Annotated in this window: 20 protein-coding genes; 8 read left to right on the top strand and 12 right to left on the bottom strand. The window is 67.8% G+C overall.

The features are described from left to right. Window positions 1–98: 98 nt before the first annotated feature. From copM to JMT67_RS09735, 10 genes are read right to left on the bottom strand one after another with little or no spacing between them, the layout of a single operon-like run. Window positions 99–536: a CopM family metallochaperone gene (gene copM, locus JMT67_RS09695; protein WP_035307825.1), complete on the bottom strand. Its 438-nt coding sequence runs from the start codon at window positions 534–536 to the stop codon at window positions 99–101. A 30-nt stretch (window positions 537–566) separates the two neighbouring features. After that, a complete protein-coding gene (locus JMT67_RS09700; RefSeq protein WP_035307827.1) occupies window positions 567–3,128 on the bottom strand; it encodes a heavy metal translocating P-type ATPase in 2,562 nt (853 codons plus the stop codon). Between the two features lie 11 nt (window positions 3,129–3,139). Next, a complete protein-coding gene (locus JMT67_RS16405; RefSeq protein ID WP_255347087.1) occupies window positions 3,140–3,271 on the bottom strand; it encodes a hypothetical protein in 132 nt (43 codons plus the stop codon). 7 nt (window positions 3,272–3,278) lie between these two features. Next, window positions 3,279–3,878: a methyltransferase family protein gene (locus JMT67_RS09705; protein ID WP_224764254.1), complete on the bottom strand. Its 600-nt coding sequence runs from the start codon at window positions 3,876–3,878 to the stop codon at window positions 3,279–3,281. Window positions 3,879–3,886: 8 nt separating this feature from the next. Beyond that, a complete protein-coding gene (locus tag JMT67_RS09710) occupies window positions 3,887–4,492 on the bottom strand; it encodes a cation transporter (protein ID WP_035307831.1) in 606 nt (201 codons plus the stop codon). Then, window positions 4,489–7,713 (bottom strand): efflux RND transporter permease subunit, encoded by a 3,225-nt coding sequence (locus tag JMT67_RS09715; RefSeq protein WP_201463351.1) that lies wholly within the window; start codon window positions 7,711–7,713, stop codon window positions 4,489–4,491. Before JMT67_RS09715 ends, JMT67_RS09710 begins: the two co-directional genes overlap by 4 nt. A gap of 8 nt (window positions 7,714–7,721) precedes the next feature. Further along, window positions 7,722–8,924 (bottom strand): efflux RND transporter periplasmic adaptor subunit, encoded by a 1,203-nt coding sequence (locus JMT67_RS09720; RefSeq protein WP_035307835.1) that lies wholly within the window; start codon window positions 8,922–8,924, stop codon window positions 7,722–7,724. After that, entirely contained in the window at window positions 8,924–10,177 is a 1,254-nt protein-coding gene (locus JMT67_RS09725; RefSeq protein ID WP_201463352.1) for a TolC family protein, read from the bottom strand. The genes JMT67_RS09720 and JMT67_RS09725 overlap by 1 nt, the downstream gene beginning before the upstream one ends. A 56-nt stretch (window positions 10,178–10,233) precedes the next feature. Next, on the bottom strand, window positions 10,234–10,590 hold the full coding sequence (locus tag JMT67_RS09730) for a hypothetical protein (protein ID WP_197019742.1): 357 nt from the start codon (window positions 10,588–10,590) through the stop codon (window positions 10,234–10,236). A gap of 28 nt (window positions 10,591–10,618) precedes the next feature. Then, window positions 10,619–11,287: a cation transporter gene (locus JMT67_RS09735; RefSeq protein ID WP_119412790.1), complete on the bottom strand. Its 669-nt coding sequence runs from the start codon at window positions 11,285–11,287 to the stop codon at window positions 10,619–10,621. Window positions 11,288–11,340: 53 nt separating this feature from the next. Here JMT67_RS09735 and JMT67_RS09740 point away from each other — a divergent pair, with 53 nt between their 5' ends. Continuing rightward, entirely contained in the window at window positions 11,341–11,787 is a 447-nt protein-coding gene (locus JMT67_RS09740) for a MerR family transcriptional regulator (RefSeq protein ID WP_035307839.1), read from the top strand. On the opposite strand, the gene JMT67_RS16520 is transcribed toward JMT67_RS09740, so the two are convergent. Beyond that, entirely contained in the window at window positions 11,684–12,103 is a 420-nt protein-coding gene (locus tag JMT67_RS16520) for an NRDE family protein (RefSeq protein WP_368664386.1), read from the bottom strand. The genes JMT67_RS09740 and JMT67_RS16520 overlap by 104 nt on opposite strands. Before the next feature lie 15 nt (window positions 12,104–12,118). Here JMT67_RS16520 and JMT67_RS09750 point away from each other — a divergent pair, with 15 nt between their 5' ends. The 5 genes from JMT67_RS09750 (at window position 12,119) to JMT67_RS09770 (ending at window position 16,289) form a co-directional block, all read left to right on the top strand. Further along, the gene (locus JMT67_RS09750; protein WP_035307841.1) at window positions 12,119–12,484 is read left to right on the top strand and encodes a single-stranded DNA-binding protein; all 366 of its coding nucleotides are present in this window, start codon (window positions 12,119–12,121) and stop codon (window positions 12,482–12,484) included. Between the two features lie 37 nt (window positions 12,485–12,521). After that, window positions 12,522–12,947: a single-stranded DNA-binding protein gene (locus tag JMT67_RS09755; RefSeq protein ID WP_035307844.1), complete on the top strand. Its 426-nt coding sequence runs from the start codon at window positions 12,522–12,524 to the stop codon at window positions 12,945–12,947. A gap of 125 nt (window positions 12,948–13,072) precedes the next feature. Beyond that, complete coding sequence (locus JMT67_RS09760; RefSeq protein WP_066555132.1) at window positions 13,073–13,480, top strand: GcrA family cell cycle regulator; 408 nt, start codon at window positions 13,073–13,075, stop codon at window positions 13,478–13,480. Between the two features lie 312 nt (window positions 13,481–13,792). Continuing rightward, window positions 13,793–14,731 carry a DUF2493 domain-containing protein gene (locus JMT67_RS09765; RefSeq protein WP_035307847.1) on the top strand — a complete coding sequence of 313 codons (939 nt, stop codon included), beginning with the start codon at window positions 13,793–13,795 and terminating at the stop codon, window positions 14,729–14,731. Window positions 14,732–15,110: 379 nt separating this feature from the next. Next, window positions 15,111–16,289: a DUF3363 domain-containing protein gene (locus tag JMT67_RS09770; RefSeq protein WP_224764257.1), complete on the top strand. Its 1,179-nt coding sequence runs from the start codon at window positions 15,111–15,113 to the stop codon at window positions 16,287–16,289. Window positions 16,290–16,302: 13 nt separating this feature from the next. Here the strand turns inward: JMT67_RS09770 and JMT67_RS09775 are convergent, their stop codons facing one another. Then, window positions 16,303–16,881, bottom strand: a complete 579-nt coding sequence (locus JMT67_RS09775; RefSeq protein WP_035307852.1) for an SOS response-associated peptidase family protein — start codon at window positions 16,879–16,881, stop codon at window positions 16,303–16,305. Window positions 16,882–17,079: 198 nt separating this feature from the next. Between JMT67_RS09775 and JMT67_RS09780 the strand changes: the two genes are divergently transcribed. Both JMT67_RS09780 and JMT67_RS09785 read left to right on the top strand, forming a co-directional pair. After that, the gene (locus JMT67_RS09780) at window positions 17,080–17,838 is read left to right on the top strand and encodes an ImuA family protein (RefSeq protein ID WP_035307855.1); all 759 of its coding nucleotides are present in this window, start codon (window positions 17,080–17,082) and stop codon (window positions 17,836–17,838) included. After that, the gene (locus JMT67_RS09785) at window positions 17,753–19,273 is read left to right on the top strand and encodes a Y-family DNA polymerase (protein ID WP_054764214.1); all 1,521 of its coding nucleotides are present in this window, start codon (window positions 17,753–17,755) and stop codon (window positions 19,271–19,273) included. Before JMT67_RS09780 ends, JMT67_RS09785 begins: the two co-directional genes overlap by 86 nt.

A 19,273-nucleotide genomic window follows, 5' to 3' on the forward strand; every position in this document is an offset into this window, starting at 1 on the left:
GCCTCCCGTATAGCTTGGACCGGCCGCGCCCCTTGTAGCGCCCTGGACGCCATCGAGGAGCCTTGCTCCGGATCGGGGATCGCTTGCCCCCCATGGCTTCAGCCCTGCGCGTCCGCCGGGCGAGCCGCGCGGTTGGCCAGCCACACCCGCATACGGACAATTTCAGCTTCCTGAGTCCGAATGATCTCCTCCGCGAGGCCCTTGACCTCGGGATCCGAACCTTGGTCGAGCGCAATCCTTGCCATGGCGACCGCCCCCTCGTGGTGGGCGATCATCCCGCGCATGAAGTCGACATCGGCGTCGCCGCTGTAGTCGATGTTCATAGCGGCGTGCATCCGCTCGTTCGCCTCCTTGTAGGAACGGGTGGCGGGATTATCCGAGGCGGCATCGCCGTGCCCGGCATGCTGGTCGATCGGGCGTGCATCGACTGCCGTCGGCTCCGGCGCCGGGCGACCCTGCCGCGAGAGCATCCCGAAGCCGAAGACCGAGATCAGGAGAAAGGCGGCGATGACGCCAACCCAGCCGAGACGTTTCATTGGACTATCCTTTGCTTTCCTGAAGGCGGGTCATTCGACGCCGCGCGGACCGCGCCACGCCAGAAGGCGAAGCGCGTTGAAGACGACCAGCAGGGTGGAACCCTCGTGGAGGGCGACGGCAGGGCCGATGCCGAGACCGAGGATCGTCGCCGGGACGAGGAACGCCACGACCCCGAGGCTGACGAACAGGTTCTGGCGGATGATGCGGCGGGTTTGACGGCTGAGACCCACGGTGAAGGGCAACTTCGACAAATCATCCGCCATCAAGGCTACGTCGGCGGTCTCCAGGGCGACGTCCGATCCCGCCGCACCCATGGCGACGCCGACCGTCGCGGTGGCCATCGCCGGAGCATCGTTGACGCCATCGCCGACCATGGCGACCTTGGTCTCCGCCCGGAGTTTCTTGATGGCGTCGACCTTGTCCTCCGGCATCAGGTCGCCCCACGCCTCGGTCAGCCCGACCTGACCGGCCACCGCCTGGGCCGCCTTCTGGTGGTCGCCCGAGATCATGATCATGCGGCGAATGCCGAGCGCGCGGAGCGCGGTAAGGGTCTCGCGCGCCTTGGCCCGAGGCGTGTCGAGAAGGCCGATGACCCCGAGATCCTTTGTCCCGCGGCGAACCACCATGAGCGTCCGTCCCTGGTTTCGAAGGCCCGCGACGGCGATCTCGGTGTCCGGTGCGAGCGGAGCGATGGCGTCCGAACCGAACATCTCCGGTTTGCCGATCCAAACATCCTGGTCGTCCAGGCGTGCCGTGACGCCCTTGCCAGTCAGGCTACGCAAATCCGTTGCGGTTCGAACGGGGGCGGCGACCAACCGCTGGCTTCCGTCGCGGACGATCGCTTCCGCCAAGGGGTGATCGCTGAGCCGTTCGACCGCGACAGCAATCTCCAGGAGCTCGCTCTCTGTCGTCTGGCCGAACGGAACGACATCGGTGATCCGCGGCCGCCCCTCGGTCAGCGTCCCGGTCTTGTCAAACGCGATGGCGTCGAGCGCTCCCAGGTTTTCGAGCGGCGCGCCACCCTTGACGAGAACCCCGGCGCGGGCCGCCCGGGCGACCCCGGACAACACCGCGCTCGGCGTGGCGATCGCGAGAGCGCACGGACTGGCGGCCACCAGCACGGCCATCGCCCGATAGAAGCTGTCGCGGAACGGCTCGTCGACGACAACCCATGCAAACAGGAGGACGAAGGCCAGACCGAGCACGAGGGGCACGAAGACGCGCTCGAAGCGATCGGTGAAGCGCTGGGTCGGCGACTTTTGGGTCTCGGCCTCACTCACCATCCGGACGACCTTGGCCAAGGTGGTGTCGTTGGATCGACGCGTCGTTTCGATCTCGATGGCGCCGCCGCCGTTAATGGTGCCGGCGAAGACCACCGACGCCGCCGAGACATTCGCCGGCTTGGCGCGGGCCTCCTCGGGGTTCAGGACAGGCTGCTTGTCCACCGGAATGCTCTCCCCTGTCACGGGAGCCTGGTTCACGCTGGATGTTCCCTTCACGACGAAGCCGTCGGCCGGGAGACGCTCGTTCGGCCGGACGACGACGAGGTCGCCGACTTCCAGCTCTTCGACCGGAAGTTCGACGACGGCCTCTCCTCGCCGCACATGAGCGGTGCGCGGGGCCAAGGCGGCCAGAGCCTCGATCGCCTTCTTGGCGCGACCCATCGCGAAGTGTTCGAGGGCGTGCCCGAGGCTGAACAGGAACAGTAGCAGCGCCCCTTCCGCCCAGGCTCCGAGCGCCGCGGCGCCGGCTGCGGCCACCAGCATCAGGGTGTCGATCTCGAAACGCTTGCGCCGCAGATTCCCGACAGCCTCGCCGACCGTGAACCAGCCGCCCAAGGCATAGGCGATCAGGAAAAGGCCGAAGGGCAGCCATCCCGGCACGCCCGGAATGAATTTCTCGATCAGCCAACCAATCGTGAGCGCGACACCGCTGCCGACCGCGAAAATGAGCTCCGTGTTGGGTCCGAGGAAGCCGCCATGACCATGGTCGTGCCCGTCGCCTTCGGAATGTCCGTGGTCATGGCCATCGCCATCGAAGTGGCCATGGCCGTGACCGTCATCGGGCGTATGACTGGCCTCGTCATCGGATGGCGCAGTCGGCTGCGCATCAGGGCGCTTTGCAGTGGCTGAAGCAGCGTCCTCCGTCGCTCCGACCAGTGCGAGGCCGTGGCTCGCAAGGCGATCGACAAGCGTCTCACGGTTCGTGATCTGCCGGTCGAACTCCAGGCGCAGAGCGCCAGCCGGATCCAGCACCGCCTCGATCACGCCGGCTTCTTCGCCGAGCGCGGCCGCGAGCGTGCGGGCGTGCCGGGCGTGGCGGACACCCTCCACTCGCCCGACGAGATGCCCGAAACGCTCACTGACCTCGGCTCCGGCCTGACGCGCACGGCGACGGACCTGAGCCAGCGACAGCTGGTCGGGGTCGTAATGGATGCAAAGCTCTGGGCCTCCCTCGCCTTCGGCGACATGCGCCTCAGAGACGCCGGGTTCGGCCCGCAACAGCGCGATCAGCCGTCCAACGCAGCCGTCCTGCACATCGGGCGCATGAGGCAGGAGGACGGGAATGTTGAGGCGGAGGGTCTTGGGCATGATCGGGCTCCTCAGGAGACATCACGGGTAGGGATCGAGCGGTCAGGCACGAACATCCCGGCGCGCTGGGCGACGGCTCCAGCGACGAAGGCGGCGATCGCCAAAGCCGCACTCAGGAGGATGACCAGTCGCTTGCGGTTCATCTCGACCTCACGGTAGGGCGATGAGAGCGTCGAGCCAGCCGAGGTTCTGGAGGTGCTCCAGTCCCTCGAACACGGGCAACGCCAGAAGGAAGACAAGGCCGTCGCGGACAGTCCGGAGGAAGAAGGCCGGCCGGACGGACAGTTCCGCCTCATCACGCCAGAGGCGCAGGTTCGGAACGAAGCGGGGGGTGCGCACGACGTAGCTGCGGTAGGTGTCGCCGAAGGCCGACGTCAGGAAGCTTTCCTCTCGGCTCGCGACGATGCGGAACACGATCCAGCAGGCGACGGCGAAGGTGGCGCCGACGGTCAGGCTGCCCGTCTGTGCGCCGATCCCGAATGCGCCGATGAAGCTGAAAACATAAAGCGGGTTTCGACACAGCGAATAAGGCCCGCTGGTGACGATCTCCTGCTTCTTTCGGCCGCCGATGTAGAGCGAGCACCAGGCGCGCCCCAAGACGCAAACCATGATGGCGATCAGCCCGAGATGTTCGACGGGATGCTCGAGCTGTGGCTGGGCCTTCACGAGAGCGGTCCAGGCCAGCAGGGCGAACAACCCGGCGGCGATGAAGAGTTTGCGCCAGCGCTGGACGGAGGCGATGTCGATCAACGGCGGGCTCATGTCACCGAGCTCTCCGCGTCGCGTCGCGCAAGGCGCGCATCGCGTAGAATGTCGAAGCCGCCCTTGGCGGCTATGGCGGCGACCAGCACCCCCACCAGCAGGTCGGGCCACGACTGGTCCAACCACATCACCAGGCCGCCTGCGACGAGGATGCCGCCGTTCGAGGCGAAATCGTTCAGGCTGAATGTCTCGGCCGCCTTCATGTTGACGTCGCTGCTCTGCTGACGACGGATCAACAGCAGGCAGATCAGATTGATAACCGCCGCTACGACAGCGAGCACCATCATGGTCGGTCCGACCGGCTCGGTTCCCGTCAGCGTCCGGCGCAGGGCGTCGAGCAGGACGAGGACCGAGAAGATCAGCAGCATCACGCCGGAGACCTGAGCCGCCCGCGTCTTCCAGATCAGCGCGCGCCCGACGGCGAGGAAGCTGATCAGATAGACGGCCGCGTCGGAGCCGTTGTCGACGGCGTTCGCGAGCAGAGCGCTGGAGTCGGCGGCGAGGCCGCCGACTCCCAGGCCCACGAACAGCAGAGCGTTCAGGAACAGCACCACCAGGAGGGTGCGGCGCTGGACCTGCTCTGTTTCGTGGGCCCCGCTCATTCCTCGATCCCTTCCGCCTTCCGGTGTTTCACGGCCTTGGCCGCGAAGGTCGGAAGGACAAGGAGCGTCAGCGCGGTGGCCGTGAGCAGGCCTCCGATGACCACGGTGGCCAGCGGCTTCTGCACTTCGGCGCCGGCGCCGTGAGCGAATGCCATCGGGATAAACCCGACGATGGCGACGAGAGCCGTCGTCAGGACGGCGCGAAGCCGGCTTGTCGCGCCTTCGATGGCGGCAAGACGCGGCGCCGCTCCGCCCGTGAGACGCTCCCGAATGGCCTGCATCAGCACGAGACCGTTCAAGGTCGCGACGCCGGACACGGCGATGAAGCCGACCGCTGCGGAAACCGAGAACGGCATCCCCCTGAGGACAAGCGCCAGGGCGCCGCCGACCAGAGCCAACGGAACGCACGCGAACACCAGGCCCGCCTCGGCGAAGGATCCCAGAGCCATGAAAAGCAAGACCCCGATCAGGATGAAGACGATCGGAATGACCAGCCCCAGACGCTGTTCGGCCCGCTTCAGGTTCTCGAACTGGCCACCCCAGGTCAGGGAGTAGCCGGTCGGAAGATCGACGTCGGCCTCCACCTTGGCCTGGGCCTCGGTGACGAAGCCGCCCAGGTCGCGCCCGCGAACGTTGGCCTGCACCACCATCCGCCGGCTGCCGTCATTGCGGCTGATCTGGTTCTGTCCTTCCGCGACCTGAATCCGGGCGACGGAGGAGAGCGGCACGGTCACGCCTGTGGCGGTCGTTACCGGCAGAGCCGCAAGGGCCGCCGGATCATTCCGTGCATCATCCGCGAGACGGACGACGACGCTGAAGCGACGATCGCCTTCGAAGATTTGCCCGGCCTCGGCGCCGCCGACCGCGGCCGAAACCGCCTCGGAGACATCGGCGGCCGACAAGCCGTAGTTGGCGGCCGCGAAACGATCCACGCTGACGGTCAGGGTGGGCAGCCCGGACGCCTGTTCGACGCGAACGTCGGCAGATCCGGGCGTTGCGCGCAGGGCGGCGGCGACCCGGTCCGCAGTGGCCTGCAGCTGGGTGAAGTCGTCGCCATAGACCATCACGGCGAGGTCGGTCCGAACCCCCGAGATCAGCTCGTTGAAGCGCAGCTCGATGGGCTGGCTGAACTCGAAGCTGTTGCCGAGTTGTCCGGCGGCGAGCTCTTCGAACCGTTCGATCAGCTCCTCTTTCGGAAGGTTCGGATCGGGCCACTCCTTGCGGTCTTTCAGGACGATGACCGCGTCCGAAATGTTCGGCGGCATCGGGTCCACCGCCGCCTCCGCCGTCCCGGTCCGGGCGAAGACAGTCTTCACCTCGGGCTGGGCCTTGATGACGCGTTCGAGGGCCATCTGCATCGCCAGCGATTGTTCCAGCGAGGCGGACGGCACGCGCAACGCCTGCATGGCGATATCGCCTTCATCCAGGGTCGGAATGAACTCCCGCCCCAAAGAACTGAAGGCGATGCCGCCAATGACGAGGGCGCCGAGCGCGGACGCCAGGACGACTTTGGGCCGGTCGACGGCGGCGCGGATCGCCGGTTCGATCCAGCGCCGCGCGTATCGGAGGATGAAGGTCTCGTGCTCGTGGGCGTGGCCGTGCTCATCGACCTCGACCTTCTTCGGATCCCGGACCAGCAGGGCCGTCATCGCCGGCACGAAGGTGAAGGAGAAGATGAAGGCGCCGACGAGGGCCAGCATCACCGTTGCGCCCATGGGGATGAAGGTCTTGCCCTCCACGCCCTCAAGCATCAGCAGCGGCGTGAAGACCAGGAGGATGATCAGCTGGCCAAAAGCAGCCGGTTTGACCATCTGACGCGCCGCGGCTCCAGCAACCTCGAGCCGCTCCCGGCGTGTCAGCATTCGACCGGCTTCGGCCCGCCGCTGGCTGAGCATCAGCAGGGTATTCTCGACCACCACGACCGCGCCGTCGACCAGAAGGCCGAAGTCCAGCGCGCCGAGGCTCATCAGGTTTCCGCTGATGCCAAAGCGGTTCATGCCGATGACCGCGAACAGGAAGCTGATCGGGATCATCAGGGCGGTGATCGAGGCCGCACGGATGTTGCCGAGCAGCAGGAACAGCACCACGATCACCAGCAGAGCGCCTTCGATCAGGTTCTTGGCGACGGTTGAGATGGTCTTGTTGACCAGCGAGCTGCGGTTCAGGACCGGTTCGGCGACAACGCTCGGCGGCAGGCTCGCGGAAACCTCCTCGAGACGTTCGGCTGCGGCTTGGGCCACCGTCCGGCTGTTGCCGCCGGCCAGCATCAGCGCCGTACCAACCACGGCCTCGTGGCCGTCGCGGCTGGCGCCGCCGAGACGCGGCGCCTGGCCAATCTCGACGGTGGCGACGTCGGCGACCCGGACGACCAGTCCGTTGCGGTTGACGACGGGGGCCTGGGCGAGATCCGGGATGGTCTGCGCCAAGGCGTCGGTCCGCACGGTCAAGGCTTCGCCGGACCGCTGGACATAGCCAGCGCCAGCCTGGGTGTTAGCCCGTTCCAGCGCGACGACGAGATCGTTCAGGCTCAGACCGTAACCCGCCAGACGCGCGGCGTCGGGTCGGACCGCATACTCCTTCACATAGCCGCCGTTCACATCAACGCCGGCCAGTCCCTTCGCGGTCCGCATGCGCGGGGCGATGATCCAGTCCTGAACCGTGCGGAGATAGGTTGCGCGGGCCTGGGGCGTGGTCAGGAGTTCGCCTTCGGGCGTCAGATAGGCGCCGCCCGCCTGCCAGCCGGGCTCACCCGGTTTGGCGAGGTTGGCGCTGTTGAACGGCTTGAAGTCGACCGTCCACATCAGCACCTCGCCCAGTCCCGTGGTGATGGGCGCAAGCGCCGGCTCCACGCCTTCGGGCAACCGTTCGCGCGCCTGGGCCATCCGTTCGGCCACCTGCTGGCGGGCGAAGTAGATGTCCGTGTTGTCGGAGAAGACGACCGTGACCTGGCTGAAGCCGTTTCGGCTCAGCGACCGCGTGGTCTGGATGCCAGGAATACCCGCCATCGCGGTTTCGAGCGGATAGGTGACCTGACGTTCCATCTGCTCGGGCGCGAGCGCTGGCGCGATGGTGTTGATCTGAACCTGCCGGTTGGTGATGTCCGGCACGGCGTCGATGGGTAGCTGCGTCAGGTTGTAGAGGCCGAAGGCGGCGACGATCGCCGTCGCCAGGACCACGAACCATCGGAAGCGGACCGAGGCTTCGATAAGTGCTTTGAACATGACGCCCCCTAGTGCCCGTGCTCGGCTTCGCCCTTGGCCATTTCGGCCTTGAGCAGGAAGGCGTTGGCGGACGCCACGCGTTCAGATCCGGTGAGCCCGCGCAGGATCTCGGTGCGGCCCGCGGCCTGGCGGCCTGCGAGCACTTGCACGGCTTGGAAGCCGCCCTCGACCTGCACGAAGACCACGGTGTTTCCATCGACGGTCTGGACCGCCTCGGTGGGCACGGTCATCCCGCCAGTCGCCTCGCCGGTCACGATGGCGCCAGTGACGGCCGAACCGGCTGGCGGCAGAGACGCGCCAGAGGGTCGGGCCCGGATCACGGTCGCGCCGCTTTCGCTGAGACCGGCGTCGGCGGCGACGCCGGTGACGACGGCGTCGAACTCGCCGTTCGGCCCGGTCACGCGCATTGGCGCACCGGCACGCACATTGGCCGCAAGGGCAGGCGGTGCGTTGAAGACCATCTCGACACGAGCAGGATTGCTGACTTCCGCCACCACGCCGCCCTGGGCGACGAACCCGCCCGGACCGACCTGGACGCTGCTGACCACGCCCGAGATCGGACTGGTCACGCTGAGCCTGCCCGAAGCGTTCGGAGAGCCAGCGGCCGCCGAGCGGGCGCGAGCGGCGCGGGTCGCCGCCTCGGCGCTCAGGAACTGGGCGCGTGACGCTTCGACCTCCTGCCGCGCGACGATGCCCTGATCCGCCAGACTGCGATTTCGCTCATAGGCCTGGCGCGCCGCTTCAGCGGATGCCCCGGCCGCGTCGGCGTCCGCGCGGAAGGTCGCCGCCTCGCCGCTGACAAGGCTCACAAGCGGCTGACCGGCGCGGACCGACTGACCCGGCGCGACGAGAACGCGCTCGACGCGACCTCCGACGGCAGCGCCCACGGCAGCGCGAGAATCGACCATCGGCTCTACGCGGCCGGCGAGCCGGGTCTCCCCTCCTCCTCCGCCGCCGACGCCGACGACCGTGATGCCCGCTGCCTGGATCTCTGCTGTGGTGAGTTCAATCCGACCTTCGGTCTCTGCCCCGGCGGCCTCCCCCTCGGCGTGTCCCCCCTCTTCCTCGGCATGGCCGGCTTCGCCTTCGGCGGCAGCCGGCGCGGCGGGTTCGGAGGACCGGGTGGCCAACCAGAGGCCGCCGCCTCCGAGAATGACCAGGGCGGCGACGCCGCCGATCAGCAGGGTCTTGTTCGATGTGCGCTTGCGCATCACTGGGCTCCTTCGAAGGGGGCGCGGCCATCAAGGCGCGCGAGATCGATCTCGGCTCGGACGCGCGCGAGACGCGCGTCGACCGCTGCAGACCGGGCGTTGACGAGGGCGGGGCGGGGCACCCGCAGTTCGACCTGGGAAATGCGGCCGGACTCAAAGCCGATGCGGGACAGGCGATAGGCTTCCTCTGCGGCGGTGACGCCGCCGTCAGCAGCGTTGACGCGACTGACCGAGGCCGAAAGGCGAGCGACCGCGGCAGCGCGGTCCGCCTGGGCTTCCTGCCGCGCACTCATCAGCCGGGCGTCGGCAGCGCGAAACTCGGCTTGCGCCGCTTCGATGTTTCCCCGGTTCCGGTCGAACAACGGCAGCGGCATGCTGACGCCGAAAGTCAGCGCCGTCGCATCTTCCGCCTCGAAGCGGCGGATGCCGATACTGGCGTTGATGTCGGGGCGGGCCTGAACCCGTTGAACATCGATGCGTCGTTCGGCGGCGGACCGTTGGGCTTCGGCGACGCGGACCGTCGGCGCATCCTCGATCACGGATCCGATCGTCGTCGGCGCCTCGTCGAGAAGGCTGTCTTCGATCTGCGTGACCGGAACCGGGATCATGGCGACAGCCGTGAGACGGGCATAGGCCGCGTCGCGTTCCGCGACAGCTTCATCCCGCGTCGCGCGCGCCGAGGCAGCCTCGGCCTCCCCCTGAATGCCGCGGAGGAGAGGTTCGCGACCTTCCTCCACGAGGGTCAGGGCCGCGCGGGCATCCGCGACGGTCAGCGTGAGGGTTTCTTCCGCGAGCGTGGCTCGCCTCTGCGCGGCCTCCGCTTCGGCATAGATCAGGGCCAGGCGGCCTGCGGCGTCGATGACCGCAAGGTCTCGTTGAAGGCCCACTGCGCCGGCCTCGGCGCGAGCGGCGGCGATGCGCGTCGAACGACGTCCCCACAGCTCGAGATCCTGACTGATCGCCAGGGTCATGTCCGCGTTGTTCAGACCCGAATAGGGGCCTGAGCCATAGGCGTTCTCGACATCGAAGCCGAGGACAGGGTTGGGACGCACCCGTGCCTGACGGACACGGGCTTCCGCTGCGTCGTAGTTGGCGCCCGCCTCAAGGGTCGCAGGCGCATTCCCGAGTTGAGCGAGGAGTTGGGCATAGGTCGGAGCTGGGTCAGCCCATACGGGACTGGCCAGGGTCGCCGCGATCGCAGCGAGGGCGCAGCCGACCGCGTAACGCGGCCGCCTGCGAGATGTGGGAGACATGATTCATTTCCAGAGTTTCTGAGGACGAAGAGGCGCGCTAAGGCGCAGGTCTTCGGTCAGACTCTGGGAGGACGCTTCAGGCCGTCAGGCGTGATGGACGCCCGGAAGTCATCCTGTCGGCCGCTTTGCAGAGGAGGCTCGCCGAACGACGGAGCAAAGGCGTCCACGGCAGGACCGCGCGCCGTTGAGGTGTGGTGGCAGTGGCCGTGCGAGCAGATCCCGTGACCGCCGCTCTTGCCGCTGTGGTCGCCCTCGCTTTGATCATGATCGACGACCGCGTGAGCCGCAGGCGGTTCCGGCAGACAGGTCGCGGCGTCGACGGCGGGCGCAAAGAAGAAGGCGGCGAAGACAAGAGTCATCGCCACGATCAGCTTCGCCCATGTCGTCATCGACCAAGTCATCGCGCGCTGCATACTTTCGTTCTCGAAGTTAGGCAATGCGTTACAAAGTCCGAGCAGCGGCGTGGGCTGCGCGGCTCTCCGCCCTAGCCTGCACCAAGATCGAAATGGCGGACTGGAGGAAGACGCCGCCCAGCAGAAGGCCCGCCAGCAAGTCCGGCCACCGGGATCCAGTCAGCCAGACCAGCCCGCCGGCCGCGGCGACGCCCAGGCTGTGGATCAGATCGTTCCGTGTGCAAAGCCAGACGGAGCGCACGTTGGCGTCACCGTCACGGAAACGCACGAGCAGCAGGGCGGCGATTAGATTCGCGGCGAAGCCGACCAGTCCCAGACCGGTGATGACGACGCCTTCGGGCGGCTGCCCCGTGACCGCTCTCCAGACGGCGTAGCCGAGAATGCTCACGGCCATGACGAGGAGGCTTGCGCTTTTGAAGACTGCGGCACCGGACCGCACCCGCACGGACTTGCCGATGGCCCAGAGGCTGACGGCGTAGGTGGCGCTGTCGGCCAGGAAGTCCATCGCATTGGCGGCGAGAGCCGCCGATCCCTGCATGAGACCGCCCGCGGCGACCGCGAAGAACCCACCCAGATTAAGGGCGATGACGGCCATCAGCACGCGCCGATAGGCGGGCGAGGCCCCGTCGAACCGGACCTGATGGCCGCAGCAGCCTCGGGCCGGGGCGCAGGATTCTGTCGGAGCGGGCGTCGTCATGCACCCTTCATGCATCCTCTAGCCACTAGAGGATCAAGCCCTATATTTCGAGCATGGCCAGAGACCCATCCCCTCCCCCGCTCCGGACGATCGGGCGCCTTTCGGCCGAGACCGGCGTGAAGGTTCCGACGATCCGGTTCTACGAGAAGATCGGACTGCTGGAGGAGCCGCCCCGCACCGCGAGCGACCGACGCCTTTACGACGGCGCTGCGACGCGGCGGCTCGCCTTCATTCGCCACGCGCGGCAGCTGGGGTTCGAGATCGACGACATCCGCGCCCTGCTGGCGCTGTCCGACGAACCCGACCAGCCCTGCACGGAGGTCAACCGGATCGCCGAACGCCAGCTTGCGGCGGTTGAGACTCGCATCGCCGGGCTTCAGGCGCTGCACGCCGAACTCACCCGTATTCAGGCGGCGAGTTGCTCAGGTGGGCGGATTTCCGACTGCCGAGTGATTGAGGCGCTTGGAAACCATGCGCACTGTGACGGTCTCCACGCATGACGACGGCCCTTCGCGTTCCGTCACTCCAAACAACCTTGGCCGTATCGGTCAGGTGAACGACCCGGCGGAGCACCAGTGGTTCCGAAAGTCGAGCGTACTCTTCGTCGCGGTTGCCGGCCGCCACGAGCGGCCAGTCCGGGTGGATATCCCAGGCGAGGGTGAGAACGCACATGCCCCAGCATCGCGCGAAAGCGGATCGATAGCGACAGTCCAGGCGGTCACGCCCGGGGCGAAAGCGCCCGGCCGGGAGCTGAGGAGGAAGGGAGGTCTCGGGCGAAGCGGGATTGGGGAGATCGGCTCCCCGGCGGCTTCGCATCAACAGGAGACTGATATGCAGACCATGGTGTTCACGGGCCGCCTCGCGGCCGACCCCCAGATCAGCGACGACTTCGGCAAGGCGGTCTTCCGCCTGCTCGAACAGCGCGGGACCGACAATGCCGGCAAGGCCCGGCTGGTCGGCGTCAACTGCGTCAGCTGGTCGAAGGGCCTCAACGAGAAGGTCATCGCGCGCGGGCTGGCGCAAGGGTGCGAGGCCGTCGTGATCGGCGCCTTCATCGACACCGCCTACACCGCCCGCGACGGGTCGGAGCGGACGGCCAAGGAGCTGGTGATCAATCGGCTCACCGTCCTCGACTGGGCGGAAGACCGCCAGGCCGATGCGAGCGCAGACGCGGCGGACGACCGCGCCGCCGCCTGATCCTCAACCGCTCATCCTGATTTCAAGGAGACTGACCATGCAAACCCTGACCCTCGAAGGCTACCTGGCCGCAGACCCTTCCATCCTGTCGGCGCAAGGCTCCGGCAAGAAGCGCGCGAGCTTCCGCGTGGTGGAAACCACCCGCTTCCGGCGCGCCAACGGTGAACCCGGCGAGCGGACCACCGGCTTCAACTGTATCTGCTTCAACGAGGCGACGGCTGAAAACTACATCCAGCCCTATGCCCGAAAGGGCAGCCGCGTCGTGATCCAGGGCCATGTCGAAAACGACACCTGGACCGGCAAGGACGGGGTGGAGCACTACGACCTTCGCCTCGTCGTCAGCGACATCCGGTTGAAGAACCGGCGCGTCGTCGGCGAACCGTCCGAAGACCGCTCCGGCGTCGCCGATCGCGGCGTCGAGGCGGGCGGCGGCTACGATCTCAACGACGACATCCCGTTCTGATCCGAAGGGGAGATTTGAAGGGCCCGGGCGCGCTGCGCCTCGGGCCCTTCTTCGTGCTGGCGACGGAAAGGCCGGAGGAAGGGCGCGGTCGGACGAGCCATCGGGGCTCGCCGAAGGAGACCGCCATGTCCGCATGGACCCAAGCCCGTATCAATCTGCTGAAGCGCCTGTGGCCCGAAGGGCGGAGCGCCGAGACCATCGCCCTGGAACTCGGCGGCGGCCTCACCCGCAACGCCGTCCTCGGCAAGGTCGCTCGCCTCGGCCTCTCGGAGGGGCGCACAGGCGCCCGGACTCGTCGCGAGGCGGCGCATCACGTGGCGCCCGAGCCGCCGCCCGATGGCGTTGCGACCATTCTGTCGGTGAGGCGGATGGATTGCCGTTGGCCGTATGGCGAACCGGGCGACGCCGCCTTCAGCCTCTGCGGTCGTCCGTCTGAACGCGGCGCCTTCTGCGCCGCCCATGCAGCGATCGCCTATCGGCCCACACCGCTGTCGGTGGAGGGCCTTATGCGCCTCGCGGGCGTGGCGCCTTGAGGACGGCTCGCTCGCCTGGGGATGCGCCGCCGGCCCGCCGGCGTCGAGGGACGAGAAGATCGACGCCTTCTCGTCCGTATCGGCGCGACGGCGCCGAATGGAGTCGTCGTCGCGAAGGGCGACGACGACTTGCCCCCACACAACGCCCTCCGACTTTGTCACGGCACCCCGGAAGTCAACGGCTGCGCCGTTCCCCTCCACGGAGGGCAAGCGGCCCTCCGCTCCGGTGACTGCCGAGGACCCCGCCGTGGCCAAAGCCGGGGTCGTTGCGCATGGGGCGCTTCGACAGTCTCTTTTCAAAGGAATGGTTCGATGACCCACTTCAACACCGCCTTCTCCGCCTCTTCGAAGACCGACTCCGCCTTCGACGACCTGACCGCGTCCTTGGGGGATGCGCGTCCGCACCCCACCGAGGACGCCCTGATCCAGCTGGGGCGCGCGCTCATGACCGAGCTCGTGGACGTGATCTCCGACACCGCTCTGGAGGACTATCAGACGATCCTCGGCGAAGCGCTTATCGGCGCCTTCCACTCGGCCGCGGGACGGATTGAACGGGACGCCGACCGCGCCCGTGACGCGATGCGCGCCCTGGATCGGGATTTCGACGGATCGGAAGCGGCCGATGTCGAACTTCAGGACGCAACGGCGAAAGCGAGATCCGGAGATGCGGCGACGCAGGCCTGCGAACTGATCCGGGATGCGGCCTCCGAAACCTGGACGATCGCGACCGGGGAGGTCTGGACCGCCTGGCGGGGATCACGGCGCGGCACCCATCTGACGGCGGCGCAGCTGGAGGCGAAACAGGCGATCCGGGCGATCCGGAATCGTCGGTCCGGAGAGGCCGATCCGGGCGGTCCGGTCGTCGCCTTCCGGGGCGCGCCGATGGCGGACACGGCCGAGGACGCCGGGCGGATCTTCGACGCCCTCAACTGGGCTAAGGGGGAGTGGCCGGACATGGCTCTGGCGACGACCGGGGCGAAAGGCTCCGAGAAGCTGGCGATCAAATGGGCCCAGCAGAAGGGGGTGAAGCTGATCCTCGCCCGGGCGGATTTCGACAGGAACGGAAAGGCGGCTCCCTTCCGGGCGAACGACGAGTTGATCGCGCTGGAGCCGGAGGTCTGCCTGACCCTGGTCCATTCGCTGGCCGGGGTGCGGGAGGATCAGCGGCCGTTCGGACCGGCGCTCAACCTCGGCCAGAAGGCGATGGAGAACGGGCTGCGGCACGTGCCCATCAAGGCCCGGGCCGCCTGAGACATCACGATCTGGATCAATGACCCGCTCGGCTTCGGCCGGGCGGGATTTTTCTTGTCATCCGGCGGACCCGAAGCGGTCTGAACGCCGGGGTCGCCTGGGTCTTGCCGAGGTTTGATCGGCTGTGTTCACTGTTGGAGAGGCTGGTTGGAAATCGTCAGATTGAGGGCTTAGGGCAAGATAAAAGAGGGGTTTTGGCCTTCTGTTTTCCTGAGCCCGGGCAGACACTTGCGAGGATTGCGGAGACCGACGTCGACTTGCGCTGAGTTGACGCCTGATTCCGCGACGACGACAGGCCGGAGCCCCGATCATGCAGGTCCGAACCGCCATTGAGGTACGCCTCGCCCAAGCGTCAAAGGATGACGTCTCGACCTTGAAAGTGCGCCTTCCGCAGAGGTTGAAGTCGGACAAGACCAGCGTCCGGATCGCCATGTTCCAGAGGCTCGCGGCCTCGCGCCTGTTCGCCTACGGGGACCGCGCCGGGTGTCTGCGCGCGGCCCAGAACCGCTCGGGTCGTCCCTTCCGTCTCGACGTCCGGCAGCGCGTCACGGTCAAGGCGCTGGTGTCCCGGCACATGGGCAAGGGGTTCGCCCGGGGCGCGGCGCTCGCCGCCCATATCGCCTATCTCGGCCGCATGGGCGCGGGCGAGGACGGCGAGCGCGCGGCCTTTTTCGGACCGGTGCGTGAGAGGGTCGATCCGACCGGCGCCACGGAGTGCTGGGCGAAGGACAGGCACCATTTTCGCTTCATCATTTCACCCGAGCACGGCGATCGGATTTCGGACCTCCAGGGCTTCGCCAGGGAGGTCATGTCGAGGGTCGCCGACGACCTTGGAGAACCGGGTCTGAACTGGATCGCCGTCTGCCATTTCGACACCGACCAGCCGCACGCCCATGTGCTTGTGCGCGGCCGGAGAAGCGACGGCCGGGACCTCGTGATTCCGCGCGACTACATCGGCTACGGCTTTCGCGCCCGGGCCCAGGAAGTGGCCCAGGAGCGGCTCGGCGACCTCAGCCGTCAGGACGCCGAACGGCGGGTCTGGCGTGAGACCGAGGCCGACCGGTTCACCGCCTTCGACCGCCGTCTCCTGGCAGCTGCGGACAACAACGGCTGTGTCGATGACGGGATCGGGGGCACTGACGCCTGGACGGCGCTGACCCGGGGACGGTTGCGCCATCTGGAGACCCTGGGCCTCGCCGAACGAACAGGGCGGCGCTTCCGGCTGGCCCCGGATATGGAAGCCCGACTTCGGAGGCTGCAGCTCTCGAAGGACGTCATTCGCACCCTCAACCAACGGCGTCTTGACGGCGCGCGGTCGGCGGAACAGCTGGGCAAGGCGCCGGTCCAGGGCAAGGTCGTGAAGACCGGCTTCCACGACGAACTGGGCGGCTCCGCCTATGTGGTGGTGCGCGCCGCTGACGGCTCCGAACACTATGGGCGGCTGGGTGTCGGCGAGACCCCGCCAACCGTGGGAAAAGCGGTCACGCTTTCGCTCGATGCGCGCGGCTTCGCCCAGGTCCTCAGCGGCAAGCATCTGGGTCAGGATCTGGGTCGGTGACGATTTGCCGAACTCATGCCGCTTCCGGGAAGACCTTCTCGACAGACAGGCTGCCTTCCGGCAGGGGGCGCAGCAGCTCGGCCTCGGGTTTGCGCAGGTCCAGCCAATCGAGGGCCGCATCGGGTCTCAGCAGGACGATCTGGCGGTCGTGGTAGGGGGCGATGTCCGGTCCCGGCTCGGTGGTCAGCATGGCGAAGGCGCCGTCTCGAACCAGGCCGGCGACCCAGAAGATCGGCGCGTCGGCCATGGTGAACCGCCACTTGGTCTTGCGCTTCTGACCCGGCTCGGCATCGGTGAACTCGAAGAAGCCGTCGGTGGGGATCAGGCAGCGGGTGACGCCGTCGAAGGATCGACCGTCGGATCGGAAGTTGAACACGGGTCTTCCCTGTGGCGACTTCCAGGCCCAGGGCGACACGATCAGCTGCGAGCCATCGGGGCCTCGCGTGATGATGGGCGCCCGGTCGCCGATACGGATCGAGGCCATGGGTCCGAAGTTGGGCATGCCGCCGGGAAAGACGAGACGGTCGCCGGTTCGGTTGAAGGTCTCGATCACCTCGTCGAACGGCAGGATGAGCTGATACTCGTTGCACATGCGGACCTCCGTCTACCGCCCCATTGATCGCCGACTTCGCTGAAAAAGCCAGCGGCGACCGTCCCTGGCCGTCCTGGCGCGCGGTCCACAGGTCGTCCGGCGAAGGGGATAAGAGATGAGCGAAGGTTGACTCTTCGCATCATACAGAACCAGAACATTACAGGAACATTCATCAGCCTTGGGAACAGGAGGCTTCTCATGCGCGCCCGCCTGCCTGCCGGGCTCGACATCCTGCGCGATCGGATCCGCGCCCTTGAACAGGGCGGCCGGAACACCACCGGGGTGTTGCCCTTCGGCGTGAAAGATCTCGATCGCCATCTCCCCAGCGGCGGTCTTTCACTGGGCGCCGTTCATGAGATCGCAGGCGGCGGCGAGGAGGCCGTGGACGGCGCCGCAGCCGCCCTGTTCGCCGCAGGCATCGCCGCCCGGCGGCCCGGCCAGGTGTTGTGGTGCGTAACCCGCCCCGACCTCTTCGCACCGGCCCTGCGTCAGGCCGGTCTGGGGCCGGACCGGGTGATCTATGTCGAGGCCGGGGACGAGCCTTCCCTTCTCGCCTGTTTCGAGGAAGGCCTTCGTCATCCCGGTCTGGCCGCCGTCGTGGCCGAGACCGCCCGCCTCAGTCTCGTCGCGTCCCGACGGCTGCAACTGGCCGCCGAAGACTCGGGCGGCCTGGGTCTGGCGGTGCGCCGATGGCGACGGGCTTCGGAAGCCGCCGACTTCGGTCAGCACACCGCCTCCGCCACGCGCTGGCGCATCAGCCCGGCCCCCTCCTCGCCCTTGCCCGTGCCCGGCGTGGGGCGGGCGCGCTGGTTCGTCGAACTCATCCGTTGTCGCGGCGCCGAGGCCGCGGATTTCACCTTGGAAGCCTGTGATGAGACGGGTCGTCTCGCTCTACCTGCCGAACTGGTCCGTCGATCGTCTGCGACGCGGACTGGCGGACGTCGCGCCGCCGCCTGAGCTTCCCCTGATCCTCGCGGGTCGGTCCGGGCGCCGTCGGATCGTGCTCGCCGCCAACACGGCGGCGCTGGCCCAGGGCGCACGCGTCGGCATGGCGGCGACCCAGGCTCAGGCCCTCATCCCCGGCCTCGACGTTCGGGTGGCGGATCCGGCGGGCGACGAGGCCGCGCTCGGTCGTCTCGCCGTCTGGGCCATGCGCCGGTACGCCCCCGTCTGCCAGCCCGATCCGCCGGATGGCCTCGCCATCGACGCCACCGGGGCCGCCCACCTTCAGGGCGGGGAGGCCGCCATGCTGGCGGACATGATCCTACGCCTGAAGGAGGAAGGCATTGAAGCCGACGCCGCGATCGGTCCGACCTATGGCTCCGCCCATGCCGTGGTCCGCTTCCGACGCGCGCACCGTATGATCGCGCCCGACGCCGTCGACGCCGCCATCGCAGGATTGCCGCTGGCGGCGCTGCGGCTTCCGGAGGCGTTGATCGCGCATCTGCACCGGATGGGCTTCGACCGGATCGCCGACGTCGCACATCGGCCTCGCGCGCCTCTCACGCTCCGGTTCGGTCATGACCTCGGCCGTCGCATCGACCAGGCCTACGGGCGTGTGGACGAGCCGCTCGTCCCGGTCGAGGCGCCGGAGATCCCGACGGTGTCGCGGGTGTTCGGGGAGCCGATCGGCGCGCCGGAGACCCTCGAGCGCCATGTCACGGCGCTCGCCTCGGAACTGTGCGCGGCGTTGGAGATCCTGAGCCTGGGAGCCAGACGGCTGGACTGGTTGTGCGTCCGTGTCGACAACCGGGTCGAGGCGCAGAGGGTGGGCCTGGCCCGACCGACCCGGGATGCGGCCCGGCTGTCGCGCCTGCTGACCGACCGGATCGAAAAGATCGATCCGGGGTTCGGCATCGAGCGCATGACCCTGTCCGCAGTCCAGGCCGAACCCCTCGATTGGCGGTGGGGCAAGAGCGCCTTGGGCGAGACCGAGGGGCCAGACCTGTCGGATCTCGTCGATATGCTGTCCAACCGCATCGGCGCCCAGCGCCTGTATCGACTGGTCCCGGTCGAGAGCGACGTGCCCGAGCGCTCCGTCGGCAAGGCGCCGCCCCTTTCTGTCGCTCCGGTTCTGGACTGGACGCCGGATTGGCCGCGTCCCGCACGCCTGTTGAAGCGGCCCGAGCCCGTCGAGACCATGGCCCTGCTGCCCGACAATCCCCCGACCCACTTCACATGGCGAGGCGTACGGCGTCGGGTAGTCCGCGCGGACGGCCCTGAAAGGATATTCGGAGAATGGCGACGGCGGGACGCCGAGGTCTGGGCCGTTCGTGACTACTTCCAGGTTGAGGATGAGGTGGGGCGGCGGTTCTGGTTGTTCCGGGCTGGCGACGGCGAAGATGGTCGGACGGGGTCGCAAGCCTGGTTTATCCATGGACTGTTCGGGTGA

It is taken from the genome of Brevundimonas aurantiaca, from assembly GCF_904830995.1.
Taxonomy (GTDB): Bacteria; Pseudomonadota; Alphaproteobacteria; order Caulobacterales; family Caulobacteraceae; genus Brevundimonas; species Brevundimonas aurantiaca.